Below are 17,561 nucleotides of genomic sequence, written 5' to 3' on the forward strand. Positions count from 1 at the left end.
ACAGAAAATGATTATCTTGTGTCGGACTGGAGTGGAGGTAAAACTAAAGAATTGTACTTACGTCCACAGACCAGCAAGTATTTAATTAATGATTTCGATTACCGGATTTCCAGTGCCACAGTCGAACAAGATTCGACCACCTTTACTTCCTTGCCAGGATATAAACGGATTATTCTGCCGTTAAAAGGGGAGTTAGCTTTAGAACATGAACAAAAACGAGTTAGTCTAGTACCTTATCAACAACATGCTTTTGATGGCGGTACCGAAACAAAAAGCTATGGAAAGTGTATTGATTTTAATCTGATCTACCGTCGCAATTTCCATGGGGAAATAATCCCGATTCGCCATCAACAGTCATTTGAGTTAGATAAAGGAATAGATATCGTTTGTTATTTCTTAACTGACTGCACATTTGAATATCGTGATCCAGTTGAATCTCTTCAAAAAGAACTTCATGAAAATGAAACCTTAATAGTTAATTCAGTCAAACAGAAAGCAAAGCTAACTATTTCAAAAAATGAAACAGACACCACGGAAGTATTGGCACTGTTAGTTTTAATTGACAAAAATGATAAGACTGTTACTTGAGTTCTTAAAAAAAAGAGGTGCGTATAAATGGACGCTGAAGAAAAAGTTCTCGGGACCACAGATGCTAGTGCATCTGAGTTAGATAAAGTAGGAACAGAGCTAGAAAAAGACAAGTTTAGTCTCAGTGGAGCCACGCTATACGGAATCAACGCCGTAATCGGTTCAGGAATTTTCCTGTTGCCCCGTGATATTTATAAGGATCTGGGACCAGCTTCATTACTTGCAATGATCGTTGATGTGTTATTAGTTTTGATGTTAGCCGTCTGTTTCGCGGAAGTTTCAGGTTACTTCTCCAAAAACGGAGGAGCTTTCCAATATTCCAAGACCGCTTTTGGTGATTTCGTCGGGTTCAACGTCGGAATACTCGGTTGGTTTGTAACAATCGTTGCCTGGGCAGCGATGGCAGCCGGTTTTGCCAAATTATTAATCCAAACATTCCCATCACTCGAAGGGAAGAACACGCTGATCAGTATTACCTTGGTTTTACTTTTATCAATTATTAACAGTACTGGTATTAAGACTTCAAAAATCTTCACAATTACAATTACGATTGCCAAATTGATCCCAATCGTTGCCTTTACACTCTTTGGGATTTTCTTCATCAAACACGGAATCAACGGTGGAAACTTTACACCATTCCTCCAGTTGAGCCCTGGTATGTCACTATCTAAAGCGATGGCTTCAACTTCACTAACTGTTTTCTATGCTTTTATTGGATTTGAAGCTTTGCCAATCGTCGCTGGTGAAATGAGAAATCCTAAGAAAAACGTTCCTAAGGCTATTATGGGTTCAATCAGTATCGTTTCATTCTTATACTTCATGATTATCGCCGGGACAATTGCCATGCTTGGTACAGGAATTTTACAGAGTAATGCGCCAGTTCAAGATGCTTTTGTTGACATGATTGGACCAGCTGGTAAATGGATTATCTCCATCGGTGCTTTAATTTCCATCGCCGGTCTTAACATGGGTGATTCAATGATGATTCCAAGATACGGAGCTTCCATTTCTGATGAGGGCTTGTTGCCAAAAGCTATTGGTAAGAAGAACAAGAAAGGTGCTCCAATCGTAGCGATTATTTTCTCAGGTTTAGTTACAATTGCCTTTCTATTAAGTGGTTCATTTGAACAATTAGCTGAATTAAGTGTTGTTTTCAGATTCTTCCAATACATTCCAACAGCTATTGCTGTAATCGTTTTGCGCAGAAAGAAAATGGAAAACGTACCGGCTTTCAAATTACCACTGGGACCAGTTATTCCAATAATTTCAGTTATCGTAAGTATTTGGATGGTCGCCGCAGCAAATCCAATCAACCTTATTGCCGGCGTGATTGGTGTCATTGTTGCTAGTGGATTGTATTTCTTAATGAATCGTTCAAGAACTTCTGTTTCAGAAGATTAATTTATAAAAAATTCAGTACGGGGGAAATGAGAAATGACTAAAAATATTGTATTAGATGGGAACAGTTTGACTCTAGAGGATGTTGTTGCAGTCGCAAGAAAGAATGCTCCAGTCTCAATCGCTCCAGAAGCTGAAGAAGCTATCAATGCTTCACGTAAAATTATTGATGATATTGTTAAAGAAAAACGCGTTGTTTATGGTGTTAACACTGGATTCGGTTCACTTTGTAATGTAAGTATTTCTCAAGAAGATACCGAACAATTACAAGAAAATTTGATCAGAACTCACTCTTCAGGTTACGGTGACCCACTGTCAGAAGAAACGGTTCGTGCCATCATATTGATTCGTGTTAACTCATTAGTTAAAGGTTATTCCGGAATTCGTTTAAGTACAGTTAAAGCTCTACTAGGGATGCTAAATGCTGGGGTTCACCCATTCATTCCTGAAAAGGGTTCACTTGGAGCATCTGGAGATTTAGCACCATTGGCACATATGGTCTTGCCACTATTAGGTTTAGGTAAAGCTTATTACAAAGGAGAATTACTACCAGGTAAAACTGCCATGGAACGTGCTGGCCTAGAAGTAATTCGCCTCAGTGCTAAAGAAGGACTAGCTTTCATCAACGGAACAACTGTCCTAACAGCTATCGGTGCTTTAGCAACTTATGACTCAATTCAATTATTGAAATTATCAGATATTGCCGGAGCTTTGTCACTAGAAGTTCACCAAGGAATTTCTAGTCCATTTGAAGAAAACTTGCACACGATTCGCCCACAAAGTGGACAACTAGCAACTGCTAGAAATATTCGTCGCCTAATTGAAGGCAGTACCTTGATCGGTGAAGCCACACCAGATCACGTTCAAGATCCATATACCCTTCGTTGTATTCCACAAATTCACGGTGCAAGTAAGGATACAGTCGCATACGTTAAGAAGAAAGTTGAAATTGAAATCAACTCCGTAACTGATAACCCAATCATCACTCACGAAGGCAAAGTTATTTCAGGTGGTAACTTCCACGGTGAACCAATGGCTCAACCATTTGATTTCTTAGGAATCGCTGCCTCAGAAATTGGTAACGTATCTGAAAGACGTGTTGAACGCCTAGTAAATACCCAATTGAGTAAATTGCCATCATTCTTGGTTAAGTATCCAGGACTAAACTCAGGCTTTATGATCACACAATATGCTTGTGCTTCATTAGCCTCAGAAAACAAGATCCTGGCACATCCAGCCAGTGTCGACTCAATCCCATCATGTGAAAATCAAGAAGACTTCGTAAGTATGGGAACAACAGCCGCAAGAACAGCCAGAGACATCGTGGACAACTCCAAGAGAATCGTAGCCACAGAAATCATGGCAGCTTGCCAAGCACTAGACCTAAGTGAAAGAACAAACGGCTTAGGAAAAGGAACCAAACCAGCTTATGAAACATTCAGAAAAGCCGTAGACTTTATCGAACATGATAAAGATATCGAAATTTACGACGAATTGAATAAAGCTACAGAAACATTGACAGATAATACTTTGTTAGAAGCTGTGGAGAAAGAAGTTAGTTTGGATATTGAATTCTAAGAGCCGAAGGCAGAGCGTGTAACAGGGGCGGTCAGCTCCCGGAGGATAACGTAATTTCACGAATTGCACGCTGTACTTTGCGGGCGATTTGGGAAATTTTGTTATCTCGGAGGGAGTTGCCCCTGTGGAACGCGTTTTGACTATATTGCATAGAACCATGGTTATAAAAAAAAGAACAACCGTTATTCCAAAAAGAACCATGGTTATCCCCAAAAAAAGAACAAGGCTATCGAAAAAGGAATCAAAACCTTCTCAACTACCACCACAACTACCCTCAAACTACCCCCAAAAAAGAGAGGTGAAATCAATGTCAAAGCTCCAAATTCAATGGCAAGACATCATCTCCAAATTAACAGTTTGTTTGATTTACGCCATCCTGTACGCCATAGCACTAAATTTCTTTTGGCAACCAGGACACATCTATGCCGGTGGATTGACGGGTATTTCCCAAATAATAGTTACTTTATTGGACAAAGCAGGATCGATCAATCTTTCATTTTCAATCATCTATTATTTGTTGAATATTCCGATGATCTTATTAGCTTGGTTTAAGATCAATCACAAATTCGTTATTTTCACGATTGTCGCCGTAACTTTTGCCTCGATTTCAACTTCGATCATGCCGCACATGGTGCTGATCGAGGATCCAATCATCTGTGCGGTCTTTGGTGGGGTCATTAATGGCTATTCGTTAGGATTAGCGTTAAAAAATGGTATTTCTACTGGGGGAATGGATGCGTTAGTCGTTACTTTAAGGCAGTTGACCGGGCAAAGTGTCGGCGTGATTTCGATGATACTAAACGGCGTTATTATGCTTGCTGCCGGATATTTATTCGGTTGGCCATATGCCTTTTACAGTTTAGTTTCGATTTTCGTCAGTGGCAAAGTTACCGATTTAGTCTACGTCAAGCACCGCAAGGTTCAGGTGATGATCATCACGCAAAAACCTGAAGAAGTGGCGACTGCCTTGCAAGAGAAACTTACACGGGGAATTACCGTTATGCCAGCTTATGGAGCGTATAAAAATGCTTCACAAAATGTTTTGATCACCGTTATAACGTTCTATGAGATGGAAATCTTGGATGAGATTATGAAGCAAGTCGACCCCAAGGCCTTTGTCAGTGTTTCTCAAGACATTTTGATCTTGAGTGAATTCAAGGACAACGATATTGTTTAGTTTCAGTTAAAAATTCAGAGTAGGAAACAAAGCGTCAAGTGTCAAAAGATGGGATGTTGCTTTTGGACGAAGGGAACTTTATCCGCGGTTTTGTTTTCGCATTCGCTGCATGACACATGTGGCAGCTCTAAAAGGAGATGCTCAAAATGGAAAAAAAGATTAGTGTTTACTCGATTTCAACAATGGGATTATTAGTTGCTTTGATGATTGTGTTGTCACAAGTATTTGGCTTTGAAACGCAATTGATCAAAATCACCTTCGATTTTATTCCACAGTTAGTTTTAGCTAGTTTATTTGGACCTTTCTGGACAGGAATGTGTGCCGTCGTAGCTGACTTGATCGGTTCAACCCTTTTAGGTAAGGGTGCCTTCTTCATTGGATTCACATTGAATTCATTTATTTCCGGGTGGTTGTATGGAAAATTCTTCTATAAAAAGGAAATTACGTTAAAGAGTGCCTTCACCTGTGTTCTGCTCAACACCGTTATCATCAGTCTGTTCCTCACCCCACTTTGGCTGTCAATTATGTACAATATCCCATTTACCGATCCAAAATTATGGGCCATCAGAATTGTGAAAGCCATTGTTATGCTAGTAGTTCAAACCGGTGTAATTGTTTTCTTTGGAAAAGCTGTTCCATTCAAATCAATTGCTCACAGATACATTGCTAGATAGGGGGGATAAAGATGTATCAGACAGGTGATGAAGCAATCGGGTGGATCGATTCACGGACCAAACACGGATCTCGTCCCGGATTGATTCGAGTTAAAGAGTTATTGAGATTAGTAGGTAATCCCGAAGATGATGTCAAAAGTATTCACATTGCTGGAACTAATGGCAAAGGGTCGACCGTTATGTATTTGCGAGTTTTATTGGAACAAAAAAATCTAACCGTCGGAACCTTCACATCACCTTATATCGAAAGTTTTTATGAACGAATCGCCATCAATGGTCAACCGATACCAGAACAAGATTTCGTCAACTTAACCAATAAATTCGCCCCACTGGTAGAAAAAATGGATAGAGAAGATAGCTTTTCTGGCATCACGCAATTTGAGATCCTGACCGCAATGGCGTTTGATTACTTCAAAGATCGCGTCGATATTGCCATCATTGAAACCGGAATTGGTGGCTTGTTAGACAGTACTAACGTAGTAAAACCAGAACTTTGTGCCATCACCACCGTTGGCTTAGACCACGTTGACATTTTAGGAGACACTTTAGAAAAAATCGCTGAACAAAAAGCGGGCATTATCAAACAAAACATTCCAATAGTTTCCGGAAATATCCCAAATAATGCCCAAACAGTGATTCAAACAGCAGCTAAAAAAGTGCACGCTCCAAGCTTTGTTTGGAAAACGGATTACAAAACGGAATATTTAGGCTTCAAAGATCAATTTGAGATGTTCAACTTTCAAAACCAATACATTAAACTCCAAAATTTAAAAACTCCTCTCACCGGACATCAACAAGTTGAAAATGCGGCCGTAGCTTTGGAATTATTCTACCTATACTGTCAAAGCCACAAATATTCTTTCGACGAATCGCAGATACAACAAGGACTGTCAAAAGTCTTTTGGCCAGCCAGAATGGAAGTAGTCAGTCAAAATCCTTTGATAATTATGGACGGAGCGCACAACCCACATGCCATAAAACGCCTCAAAGACAATATCTTGACCGAGTATCAAGATAAACGAATCCATATTCTCTTTTCAGCCATTACGACGAAGAATATCGATTCAATGTTAAAAGACCTCCTCACCATACCTCAGTTGGATTTCACATTAACAACCTTCGATTATCCAAATGCGTTGACGTTAACTGATTATCAAAATTTTGACGGAATTACAATCGATTCAAATTGGCAACAAGTTTTAGAAGACAAACAAGACCAAATGGGAGAAGCAGACGTTTTGTTTGTGACTGGTTCGTTGTACTTTGTTTCGCAAGTTCGTGATTTTATTAAGGATTAGATAGTGGTTCTATTTGTTAATAGAATTATAAAAAAAGACAGGTATTTATTAGGAGCATTTGTCCTATTGATATCTGTCTTTTTGGATTCAGTATAAATTTTAAAGTTGGGAAAATTTTAATCTTCCAAATTTGATAGTTTCTTGAAGTCTTCGTCACTCAAACTTACGTTGGCAGCGTTTAAGTTGTCTTTCAAGTGATCGACTGAGCTTGTTCCAGGAATTGGTAGGATATTCTTTGAACGTTTCAATAACCAAGCTAAAGCAATCTGGGCAGGACTTGCATTGTACTTCTTAGCAATGTCTTCTAGAGGACTGTTGCTCTTGGCTAAATTACCAGTATCTAGTGGGAACCATGGTAGAAAGGCGATGTTATTTTCGGCTGTATAGTCGACGATGGCATCGTCATTTTTGTGATGACCGACGTTGTACATATTTTCAACGGCATCAATTTTAGCTACCTTTTGAGCAGCCTTTAGTTCATCTAGTGAAACTTGACTGATACCAATGTGCTTGATTTTACCCTCATCTTGCATCTTCTTTAATTCACCGATTTGATCTTCGATAGGAACGTGAGAATCGATTCGATGTAAGAATAGTAGGTCTTCATGGTCACGATTGAACATTCTTAGTGATAATTCAACTTCTTGGCGAAGATAAGCCGGAACACCAACAGGAATCCATTCATTTTCACCAGTTCTAACTTGACCGACTTTATCAGAAATAAAAATTTTGTCTGAATCAGAATATTCACTTAAAGCCTTAGCCAAATATGAGTCAGCTGTCCAAGGGCCGTATGAATCAGCCGTATCAACAAAGTTTACACCAAGGTCAAAAGCATGTTTGATCAAATCAACTGCGTGATCAGGATCTTTGTATGCCCCCCAAACACCTTTACCAGTGAGTTGCATAGTGCCGTAGCCGAGACGGTTGACGACGAAATCTTTATCAAATTCAAAAGTACCAGCATTTTTTGCGTTTATATCTGACATTAATAAATTCCTCCTGTAAAACTTATTTACAATTAAACGGTAATCAATTTAATAATTTTATACAAACATTTGCTCCGAAGTAGACAGATGATATTGTCGAAAAGTAGTTTTGTAGGGTCTTATATCAAATTAAAATAATTAAAGAACAGTAGGTTAAAACGTATCCAGACAGTTATGAATCGTATCCATTTCAGAATTTATAACAGTAGCCGCAAAGAATCAGATCTAGTCTGGAGCAACAGTTCTGGGAAATGCTCAGCCCTGAAATTCCTCTTGGCGCTTTCAGCGCCTAGTGGAAGGCCAATCTTGAAGACAATTCCCGCTTTTGGAATTGGCGTCAAGTTGTGCCCAGAGCGTTCCAGCGTTTCCCAGAGCTGTTGCGGAAGACGGCATCTAGCACCCAGTTAAATATTTTTATAAACCCCTTATATAATAATTTCTATATAATAAATGTACTTTTTTGAAATCAGTAAAAAATAGTGGTAACATTATATAACTTTAATTTAAGAGGTTATTATGACAGATAAATCGAAGATTAATGAACTAGACGAAAAGAAGATTGAACAAGCACATTTAGACGATGTGGTTGAGAAGATTAAAAAGTCTGAGGGCCAACTCCAAGAACACATGGAAGTTGCCGAAGAAGATTTAAAAGTTATCAATAATGCTTTTGATGACATTCATCTGGGAATGGACGGAGATTCTATTTCAATGGATGCAGCACTTTCAATTCATCAGCAGCAGCAAATGTTGGATGAACGTAATAATAGTTGGCAACAATCCAAGCAACGACTAGGAATTTTGCGGAAATTGGAGAAGAATCCTTTCTTTGCCAGACTCGATTTTCAAGAGAAAGGCGAACCAAAGAAGGAAACAGTCTACATTGGTTTGAGTTCGTTCACGGATAAAAATGACCACTTCTTGGTTTATGATTGGCGAGCACCAATTTCTTCTATTTACTATGATGGAAAATTAGGCGAAGTCACTTATATGACACCAGACGGTGAACAAGAAGTTAACCTTTATTTGAAACGTCAATTTTTAGTCGAAAATGGGAAAATCAGAGCCTACTTTGATACCCAAGAGACCATTGGTGACCAAATGCTTTTGGAAGTCTTAGACGGTAAATCTTCGACCCATATGAAGGGAATCGTTAAGACAATTCAAAAGGAACAAAATAAAATCATTCGTGACACGAAGTCCAAGCTCTTATTTGTTCAAGGGGCCGCCGGTTCCGGGAAGACTTCGGCTATTTTACAACGAATTGCCTTTCTACTATATAGATACCGTGGGACATTGACATCTAGTCAAGTGGTTATGTTCTCACCAAACTCATTGTTCAACGATTACATCAAAGATGTTTTGCCTGAAATGGGTGAACAAAATATGGTGCAGATGACTTACAAACAGTTTTTAGCTCGTCGTTTGCCTAATTTAAAAGTTGAAAGTTTGTCGGAACAATTCGAAACAGTCGTCGATGCTGATAATAAAGCTGTCGCCAAATTCGTCTCTGATATTGAATTTTTCAAAGTTTTGACGAATTATAGCAAGTTGTTGAATCAAAGTGGGATGGCCTTCAAAGACATTAAATTCCAAGGCAAAGTCTTCATTCCAAAAGAAAAGATTCAAGAAATCTATTATAGTTATGGGCCTCAATACAACCTCGGAAATCGACTCGATGCGACCGTTGACCGCTTGATCAAGATGTTACATCGTAAAATGGGAGCAGAAATGCGTTCCAAGTGGGTTTCTGAACGAATCGAAAACTTAGATAAAGAACAATTACAGGCCCTTTATAACGCCGCCGACCAAGAATTCAAGAATGGTGACGAAGAGAAGAGGTTCTTAGCTCGGAAAATTGTTGCTGCCACGATGCAAGGAGTTTACAAGCACATCAAACGCCTGCGCTTCTTAAATGTCGCTAGCAATTATTTGAATTTCCTCAAGGCTGTGCCAAAAATTGTTGAACTAGAAAAATATTCAATAACTGTCACGCAATGGCAACAGTACGTAGATAGTTTTATCAAGAATTTCAATAACAAACAGATCTCAATGAATAATTTGAGTCCTTATCTTTACCTATATGATTTAGTTACTGGACGTCATGGAGAACTCGATATGAAGTTTGTCTTTATCGATGAAATTCAAGACTACACGCCATTCCAATTAGCTTACATGAAATACAAATTCCCTCGAGCACGTTACACGATGTTAGGAGACTTGAATCAGTCGATCTTCACGAAAAAGAACAGTCAAACCTTACTTTCTGAAGCTCAAAGTTTATTCGAAGCGGACGAAACACGAGTGGTTCAATTAGTCCACTCATATCGTTCAACTAAACAGATCACTGACTTTACTAAAGCTATTTTGACTAATGGTCAAAAAATTGAACCATTCAATCGTGACGGTGATCTACCTAATTTGTTGCAAGCTGATAACGTAACGGATTCGGTTCAACAAGTTATTGGTCAATTAAAGAAAAATGATCAGCGTAATTATACGACGGCTATCATTGCCAAGACTTTGGAAGATGCGACGAAGTTGAATAAATTACTTCAAAATAGTGGCGTGAAAACTACCTTAATTCGTTCCGAGAATCAGCGTTTGGCCACAGGGACAATTGTTTTGCCATCATTCTTGGCTAAAGGATTGGAATTCGATGCGGTTATCATGTGGGATGCTTCCAAAGACAAGTTTGACATGGATGAGCAACAATTAGTCTATACGATAGCTTCTAGAGCGATGCACAAATTGACTATCACTTCGATTGGCGAATTATCACAACTATTGCAACGAGTACCGGAAAAATACTATGTTAAATAAAAAATAGACAAAATTTGCTTAAGTGGCAGATTTTGTCTATTTTGCTATAAGACTGTTTTTATTCCCATTATGATTAGTAGAAGAGCAATAAAATACTGAACTAAGTAAGCATGACGGCTTTTAGCTAAACGGTTAACTAATAAGGGAGCTATAAAAGCACCAATAATAGCACCGATAATTAGAGGGATACCCGCTTGCCAATAAATAGTTCCATTGGTCATATGAACTAAACCGCCTAAAGCACTCATTCCGACTAAAACGTATGAAGATGTGGCAGTGGCGTCGAAAGTATTTAAACCTAAAATAAGTAGGCCAGCTAATGTTGCTCCACCGCCACTTAGACCGGCAACTCCAACCATCAAACCGGCAATTATTCCATAGACTATGGCTGAATTTTTACCGTGCATTTTGGCTTTTTTAGTTGATCTTTGTTTGATAATAATTTGAATTCCTAACATGACTAAAATAATGGCAATTAACCAAGTATAAAGTAATTGAGGAATAAATGGTGAAAGCAAAGAACCAACAATAACAGCAGGTAAAGACGAAACAAGCATTCTATTCCCATAATGGAAGTTGACTCGACCTTGTTTGATGTAAATGATAGTTCCAATTAATAACGATGGTAAGGCTGTTACGATGGATGTAGTTGCTGCAGTAGCCGGGGCTAAATGAAAAAGAGAAGTTAAAATTCCCAAGTAAAAAGCAGCTCCACCGCCACCTAAAGCGATGACAATCGTACCTATTAAAGTTCCTAAAATAATTAATAAAAGTGTGGTCATTTAATTACCCCTATATCAAAATAATTACTTGTCTAATAATAAGCATGTGGTTTATTTTAAAGATAAGAATTATAAAATTTGTAAAAATTCGTTACAATTAGTAATATATAATTACAAGTTGTAAATTTCAAGTAGGGGGTTAATTTTTGACTTCAAGAACATTATCAAAAGAAAAGATAATTGCAGCGGCAATCGAACTGATTAATGAGCAAAATAATCTAACTTTTACCAATCTAGGTAAGAAGTTAGGAACTAAATCACAGTCGATCTATAACTACTATCCAGATGTTTTAGCGGTGAAAATCGCAGTTGCCATCTCTTTTTATCATGACTTAAAATACAAGTTACAAACAGATTTATTAGGCTTGTCAGGTAAGGAGGCCGTTATCAAATTTTGTGAAACTAGTGTCAGCTTTCAATTGAGTAAGTATTTAGTAACTCAAGAAGTTTTTAGTATTCCTTCAGGAAAAATAAATTCTAAGGAATTGGACCGAAGTGCCTTAGATGTTCACGATATTTTAATAAAATTACTAACACCTTTGGAAGCTAATGAAAAAATCAGATTGATTTTAGCAAGGACTTTACGTAATTTAATTACGGGAGAAGTTATTCACGTTGGTAATGGTCGCTTTAGTGATGAATTGGTATCCGCCAAAGAGAGTTTCGATTATATGTTGGCAAATACTTTGAATGCATACTAAAAAACTCCCACGCAATTTTGCATGAGAGTTTTTTTACGACTAATTTAAAATATCTTTGAAGAAATCCACTGTCATATCGAAAAGTGGCTTCAAAATAGCCAATCCCAATAGAACTAGATCCACAAATAATAGATCAAGCATCCATGTAACCGACATGGAAGTTGTCATGTGGAAGTAAAGTGCAAATAATCCTAGGAATACGGCCACGAAAACAAAGATATACGTGATTACTAGCCGTGTAATTTTTTCTGATGTGGTTTCTTTACTTTTCATGCCGTTTCTCCTCCCTAAATGTTAAACACAGTCTACTTTGTTAACGCTTTCATTATAACATTTTCTAGTGGAAACGACCTAAAACTTGCAATTAAGTTATCAAAATAGCTATAGTTGAGAGTATTGTAATCAAATTGAAGAGAAATTAAAAAGATTGGAGATGAGATTGTGACCCAGTCAACTTACTGGAATCGCATTGCTCAAAAAGCAAAAAAAGAGGGACGTCCATTCTTTAGTTTGGCACCAATGGAAGCTGTCACCGGTTCAGTGTTTCGTCGTGTCGTAATGAAAGCTAGCGCCCCAGATATTTTTTATACAGAATTCACCAACGCTTTAGCCATCACACATCCGTTAGCTAAAGAATCAACCAAAGGTCGCTTGTACATTGATCCCAAAGAAGACCCGAAACCAATAGTCCAATTGTGGGGAAATTCAGGTGAGGACTTTGCCAAAGCTGCCGTTGAGGTGAAAAAACAAGGTTATCAAGCAATCGACATCAACACCGGCTGTCCTGATATTGCGGTAATTAAGAATCATAGTGGAAGTGATTTGATCCGTCATTTTGATACGGCTAAAGAAGTCATTGAAGGCGCTCGTACTGCCGGACTACCAGTCAGTGTCAAAACTCGCTTAGGATTCAGTGAAATCTCTGAATATAAAGAATGGATACCATTTTTATTAGAACAAGATATCCCTGTTCTAACTGTCCACGTTCGGACTAAAGAAGAAATGAGTAAAGTACCAGCTCACTACGAATTGATCGATGATTTAGTCAAGATGCGTGACGAAATTGCTCCCGATACGCTGCTACAAATTAACGGTGACATCATGAATTATCAACAAGGAATCAAACTGGTCAAAGAACACCCTGGTGTTGACGGAATTATGATTGGCAGGGGAATTTTCTCAAATCCGTTTGCTTTCGAAAAAGAACCTAAAGAACATTCTAGTGAAGAACTTTTAAACTTGTTACGCTATCAACTAGATTTGTACGATGAGTTCGTCGCCAAAGGAATTCCTGGACATTTCGCACCACTACAAAGATTTTTCAAAATTTACGTTCGAGGAATGAAGCACGCAGCTGAGATTAGAAACGATTTGATGCAAACAAAGACAACTGATGATGCAAGAAAAGTAATCACAAAAATAGAAAATCACGAGTACTAATGTTGCGGAAGACGGCAGAATAACATCAAAAATAAAAAGATGGCTTAGCAATCTATTACAGATTACTAAACCATCTTTTTTTAGCTGAGCAATGTCAAAGTTACTCTGTTCAAGCGTTTTGATAGCTCGAATAATTTTTGATAAGTTGGATCTTTTTGGTACATCAAAATTTTATCTTTCAGTTGTTTTTGTTCGAACTGGGAGAAATAAAATTTTAGGTCGTGATTTCCGTAAAGTGTTGCCAGTAGTGCAAATGATTCAGGAGAAATCTTGTCCGAAGTCAGGATTTCTTTTCTCAGATCTGCAACCAATTCACGTTTGATCCGACGATTTGGTAAATAGTTGTTAGTTTTGAAAACTAGGCCGGTCACTGCTTTGGTCACATCGACTTTGTTGACTAGTGAGTCACCTATTTCATTGTAGATGATCCGCGTGATTTTTTCGTTCGTAGCCATGGCTCTTAAAACGTGAGTAACACTTTTACCTTGGTTCTTGTTGATGATTTGGAAAAACTCATTTAAATATGCCTTGTCTTCCGGTAAAACCTTGTTAATGATGACACTATTGTCGGTTAGGTCGATGATATCGTTGATTGCTAAGTCGAAAAATGAGCTCTCAGCCAAATATGCGCGACGTCTGGTATTCTTAAAGATCCGGATACTACCTTTTTCATTACACGATAAAATAAAATATTTTTGAGGAATATTTAAATCCATAAAGTGCTCCTTTAATTCGACACTAACTCATTGGCCAGTGTTGCTTTAATTTCTGGTATTAATTCGTCTTCTAAAAGATTATAACCTAGTTTACTAAAGTGCAAACCGTCTGCCTGTAGTAATTTGTCCAGATTATTACAGTTTGCCATAATATGAAGCAAATCGATATACGATACGTCTAGTTGTTTACTTAAGTGCTCGCACACTAACTCAAATTGCAGTTGGCGCGTCCACGGTTTGGTGGGATTTTTCTTCCAATCAGTGAATGGAGGAGAGAGTAAAATAACCTTTTGATGACCGAGTGTTTCAATCATGTGGGTTAGATTAGCCGCAAATTTACCAGGCTTGATTTCATCGTTTATCGAAATATCATTGACACCGAATCCTAAAATAACCACTTTAGGATGCAGTTTTTTTACACGATCGACACGTGTCATAGCATTATTGGTCTTGTAGTCAGCAATCGACATATTAATAACTTCATATCCGGGAAAGTCCTTGCGAATCCGCTTAGCCAACGTATCGTAAGCTTTGCCATCGATCAGACCCATCAGAGTGAAGTCACCAAATAATACTATTCTTTTCATATTTTGTCCTTTATAAAAAAGTTCTATACTATACTAGAATACCAGAAAATAAATAAAAGTTAATTACTATATTAGGTAGGTTTAACATATGCAGAGTTTAACTAACTATGACGAGTTCTCAAGAAAAGAATGGGAAAATTTTCATGGCGAATATAAGAAACAAGCCATCACGGATGGAGAATTGCGTAAGATCAAATCATTAGATGACGAAATTTCAATTGACGACGTGCGTTCGATCTATGCACCGATTCGTCATCTTTTACATATTTACTTAAAAAATTATCGTAAATTAACCAAATTAAAGAATGAATTTTTAAATAACGAAACCAGAAAAGTTCCCTTCATTATTGGAGTCTCTGGCTCAGTGGCAGTCGGCAAAAGTACCACAGCCAGACTGTTGAAAATTATGCTAGAAAGAGCTTATCCACAATACAAAGTTTCTCAGATGACGACTGACGGTTTTTTGTACCCTAGTAAAATTTTAAAGGAACGTAATTTAATGGGTAAAAAAGGTTTTCCGGAAACTTATGACATGCAAAAACTGTTAGATTTCTTGGGTGAAGTCAAAACTAAAGGTGGCAAAATTAAGTATCCGCTCTATTCCCATAATATTTACGATATTATTCCCGATAAATACGAGGAACTAGATGATCCGGATATTTTAATTGTGGAAGGGATCAACGTTTTACAGTTGCCGCATAATGAGCAAATTTATGTGAGTGATTTCTTTGATTTCTCTATCTATATTGATGCCAAAGTGTCTGATATTGAAGAGTGGTTCTTGGATCGTTTTGAAACGCTACTAGACTTGGCGCACAACGACCCCAACAGTTATTATTATCAATTCACTCGAATGCCGGAATCTGAAGCGATGGAGATGGCGAAAAATGTTTGGGAAACGATCAACTATCCCAATTTGCGTGATTACATCAAGCCGACGATGAACCGAGCTGATTTGATTTTGCACAAGTCGAGTGACCATCAGATCGATAAAATTTATCTAAGAAAATATTAAGCGTATACAATATATGACATGGAACCAAATTTCGTATACAATAGAATAAATAAAAAAAGTGGGGGAAATTGATTTGAGCAAGCAATGGCCTGATGCTGATAGCATCATTGTTCTAGACTACGGTAGTCAATACAATCAATTGATTACGCGTAGAATCAGAGATATCGGTATATACTCTGAATTACTACCAAATACTATTACTGCTAAAGAAGTTAAAGAAATCAATCCTAAAGGTATTATCCTTTCTGGTGGACCAGATAGTGTCTACGACAAGGGTGCCTTTTCAATCGACCAAGACATTTACAAGCTAGGTATTCCTATCTTAGGTATTTGTTACGGTATGCAATTGATGTCTTACAACCTCGGCGGTAAAGTCGAATCAGCAAGTAACCGTGAATATGGTCACGCTGATATCGAAGTAACTGATAAAGACGCTGTATTATTCAAAGACTTACCTGAAAAGCAATACGTTTGGATGAGTCATGGGGACCTCGTTAAAGAAGCTCCAGAAGGTTTCAAAGTAGTTGCCACAAGTAAGAATGCGCCTATTTCATCAATTGCTGACGACGAACGCAAGATGTATGGTGTGCAATTCCATACCGAAGTTAGAAACACTGAATTCGGTTCAGAAATTTTGAAGCATTTTGCTTTTGATGTGTGTGAAGCAAAAGCTAACTGGTCAATGGATGATTTCATCGATCAACAAATTCAAAAGATTCGTGAAACCGTTGGTGACAAGAAGGTCCTACTTGGTTTGTCAGGTGGTGTTGACTCTTCTGTTGTTGGTGTTTTACTACACAAAGCTATTGGTACACAATTAACAAGTATCTTCGTTGATCATGGACTTTTGAGAAAGAACGAAGCTCAACAAGTTATGGACAGCTTGGAAGGTAAGTTTGGTTTGAACATTATCAAAGTTGATGCTCAAAAACGTTTCCTAGACAAACTTGCTGGTGTAAGTGATCCAGAAAAGAAACGTAAGATTATCGGTAACGAGTTTATCCAAGTGTTTAACGATGAAGCTCAAAAGCTTGATGGTATTGACTTCTTAGCACAAGGTACACTTTATACTGACGTTATCGAAAGTGGTACAAGTACTGCTCAAACAATTAAATCTCACCATAACGTAGGTGGACTTCCAAAGGACATGCACTTCAAGTTGATTGAACCACTTCGTACATTGTTCAAGGATGAAACCCGTGAATTAGGTGAAAAACTAGGTATGCCACACGAATTAGTATGGCGCCAACCATTCCCAGGTCCAGGTCTTGGAATCCGTGTTATCGGTGAAGTTACCGAAGACAAGTTACAAATCGTCCGCGATAGTGACTGGATTCTCCGTGACGAAATCGCCAAGAATGGCCTAGACGAAGAAATCTGGCAATACTTCACAGTCTTACCAGGAATTCGTTCAGTTGGTGTTATGGGTGATGGAAGAACATATGATTACACAATCGGTATCCGTGCCGTTACATCTATTGATGGAATGACAGCCGACTTTGCTAAGATTCCTTGGGATGTACTTCAAAAGATCTCAACAAGAATCGTAAACGAAGTAGATCATGTCAATCGTGTAGTTTATGATATTACTTCTAAGCCGCCAGCAACGATCGAGTGGGAGTAGACTTCCAATAAAAAATATTATAAAAAGCTCTGTCATTTAATTAATAATGGCAGGGCTTTTTATAATATCTTTTCGATTAGTGAAGTGCTTCATAATTGTTAGACAAGAAATCTAATGATTATGGAGCACTTTTTGTATGGTTAAATATAGTTTTGATTTGAAAGCAAAAGT

At 37.9% G+C, this 17,561-nt stretch carries 16 protein-coding genes and 1 riboswitch; of the genes, 11 read left to right on the forward strand and 5 right to left on the reverse strand.

Annotated elements, in window-relative coordinates:
* Positions 1-18: 18 nt before the first annotated feature.
* The 6 genes from U8521_RS11920 (at position 19) to U8521_RS11945 (ending at position 6,713) form a co-directional block, all read left to right on the forward strand.
* The gene (locus tag U8521_RS11920; RefSeq protein WP_334352848.1) at positions 19-588 is read left to right on the forward strand and encodes a HutD family protein; all 570 of its coding nucleotides are present in this window, start codon (positions 19-21) and stop codon (positions 586-588) included.
* Positions 589-615: 27 nt separating this feature from the next.
* Positions 616-1,989: an APC family permease gene (locus tag U8521_RS11925; protein ID WP_334333484.1), complete on the forward strand. Its 1,374-nt coding sequence runs from the start codon at positions 616-618 to the stop codon at positions 1,987-1,989.
* 33 nt (positions 1,990-2,022) lie between these two features.
* Positions 2,023-3,564 (forward strand): histidine ammonia-lyase, encoded by a 1,542-nt coding sequence (gene hutH / locus U8521_RS11930; RefSeq protein WP_334352849.1) that lies wholly within the window; start codon positions 2,023-2,025, stop codon positions 3,562-3,564.
* Positions 3,565-3,871: 307 nt separating this feature from the next.
* Positions 3,872-4,741, forward strand: coding sequence for a YitT family protein (locus U8521_RS11935; protein ID WP_334352850.1), 870 nt, complete (start codon positions 3,872-3,874; stop codon positions 4,739-4,741).
* Positions 4,742-4,754: 13 nt separating this feature from the next.
* A riboswitch (THF riboswitch) is annotated at positions 4,755-4,851 on the forward strand.
* Positions 4,852-4,887: 36 nt separating this feature from the next.
* Positions 4,888-5,415 carry a folate family ECF transporter S component gene (locus U8521_RS11940; RefSeq protein ID WP_334352851.1) on the forward strand — a complete coding sequence of 176 codons (528 nt, stop codon included), beginning with the start codon at positions 4,888-4,890 and terminating at the stop codon, positions 5,413-5,415.
* A gap of 11 nt (positions 5,416-5,426) precedes the next feature.
* Positions 5,427-6,713 carry a bifunctional folylpolyglutamate synthase/dihydrofolate synthase gene (locus U8521_RS11945; protein ID WP_334352852.1) on the forward strand — a complete coding sequence of 429 codons (1,287 nt, stop codon included), beginning with the start codon at positions 5,427-5,429 and terminating at the stop codon, positions 6,711-6,713.
* A 116-nt stretch (positions 6,714-6,829) separates the two neighbouring features.
* On the opposite strand, the gene U8521_RS11950 is transcribed toward U8521_RS11945, so the two are convergent.
* Positions 6,830-7,702 (reverse strand): aldo/keto reductase, encoded by an 873-nt coding sequence (locus U8521_RS11950; protein ID WP_334352853.1) that lies wholly within the window; start codon positions 7,700-7,702, stop codon positions 6,830-6,832.
* A 516-nt stretch (positions 7,703-8,218) separates the two neighbouring features.
* Here U8521_RS11950 and helD point away from each other — a divergent pair.
* Positions 8,219-10,525 (forward strand): RNA polymerase recycling motor HelD, encoded by a 2,307-nt coding sequence (helD, locus tag U8521_RS11955; RefSeq protein WP_334333478.1) that lies wholly within the window; start codon positions 8,219-8,221, stop codon positions 10,523-10,525.
* A 44-nt stretch (positions 10,526-10,569) separates the two neighbouring features.
* Here helD and U8521_RS11960 read toward each other — a convergent pair whose 3' ends face one another.
* Positions 10,570-11,307: a sulfite exporter TauE/SafE family protein gene (locus U8521_RS11960; RefSeq protein WP_334333477.1), complete on the reverse strand. Its 738-nt coding sequence runs from the start codon at positions 11,305-11,307 to the stop codon at positions 10,570-10,572.
* Positions 11,308-11,453: 146 nt separating this feature from the next.
* Here U8521_RS11960 and U8521_RS11965 point away from each other — a divergent pair, with 146 nt between their 5' ends.
* Complete coding sequence (locus U8521_RS11965) at positions 11,454-12,008, forward strand: TetR/AcrR family transcriptional regulator (RefSeq protein WP_334352854.1); 555 nt, start codon at positions 11,454-11,456, stop codon at positions 12,006-12,008.
* A 39-nt stretch (positions 12,009-12,047) separates the two neighbouring features.
* Here the strand turns inward: U8521_RS11965 and U8521_RS11970 are convergent, their stop codons facing one another.
* The gene (locus tag U8521_RS11970; protein ID WP_334333475.1) at positions 12,048-12,281 is read right to left on the reverse strand and encodes a hypothetical protein; all 234 of its coding nucleotides are present in this window, start codon (positions 12,279-12,281) and stop codon (positions 12,048-12,050) included.
* Between the two features lie 168 nt (positions 12,282-12,449).
* Between U8521_RS11970 and U8521_RS11975 the strand changes: the two genes are divergently transcribed.
* Positions 12,450-13,448 (forward strand): tRNA dihydrouridine synthase, encoded by a 999-nt coding sequence (locus tag U8521_RS11975; RefSeq protein ID WP_334352855.1) that lies wholly within the window; start codon positions 12,450-12,452, stop codon positions 13,446-13,448.
* Positions 13,449-13,528: 80 nt separating this feature from the next.
* Here U8521_RS11975 and U8521_RS11980 read toward each other — a convergent pair whose 3' ends face one another.
* Positions 13,529-14,164: a GPP34 family phosphoprotein gene (locus U8521_RS11980; protein ID WP_334333473.1), complete on the reverse strand. Its 636-nt coding sequence runs from the start codon at positions 14,162-14,164 to the stop codon at positions 13,529-13,531.
* 11 nt (positions 14,165-14,175) lie between these two features.
* The gene (locus U8521_RS11985; protein ID WP_334333472.1) at positions 14,176-14,751 is read right to left on the reverse strand and encodes an SGNH/GDSL hydrolase family protein; all 576 of its coding nucleotides are present in this window, start codon (positions 14,749-14,751) and stop codon (positions 14,176-14,178) included.
* A gap of 88 nt (positions 14,752-14,839) precedes the next feature.
* Between U8521_RS11985 and coaA the strand changes: the two genes are divergently transcribed.
* Positions 14,840-15,766, forward strand: a complete 927-nt coding sequence (gene coaA, locus U8521_RS11990) for a type I pantothenate kinase (protein WP_334333471.1) — start codon at positions 14,840-14,842, stop codon at positions 15,764-15,766.
* Between the two features lie 73 nt (positions 15,767-15,839).
* Positions 15,840-17,390, forward strand: coding sequence for a glutamine-hydrolyzing GMP synthase (gene guaA / locus U8521_RS11995; protein WP_334333470.1), 1,551 nt, complete (start codon positions 15,840-15,842; stop codon positions 17,388-17,390).
* The last annotated feature ends 171 nt before the right edge of the window (positions 17,391-17,561 follow it).

It is taken from the genome of Companilactobacillus miaonis, from assembly GCF_036913615.1.
Classification (GTDB): Bacteria; Bacillota; Bacilli; order Lactobacillales; family Lactobacillaceae; genus Companilactobacillus.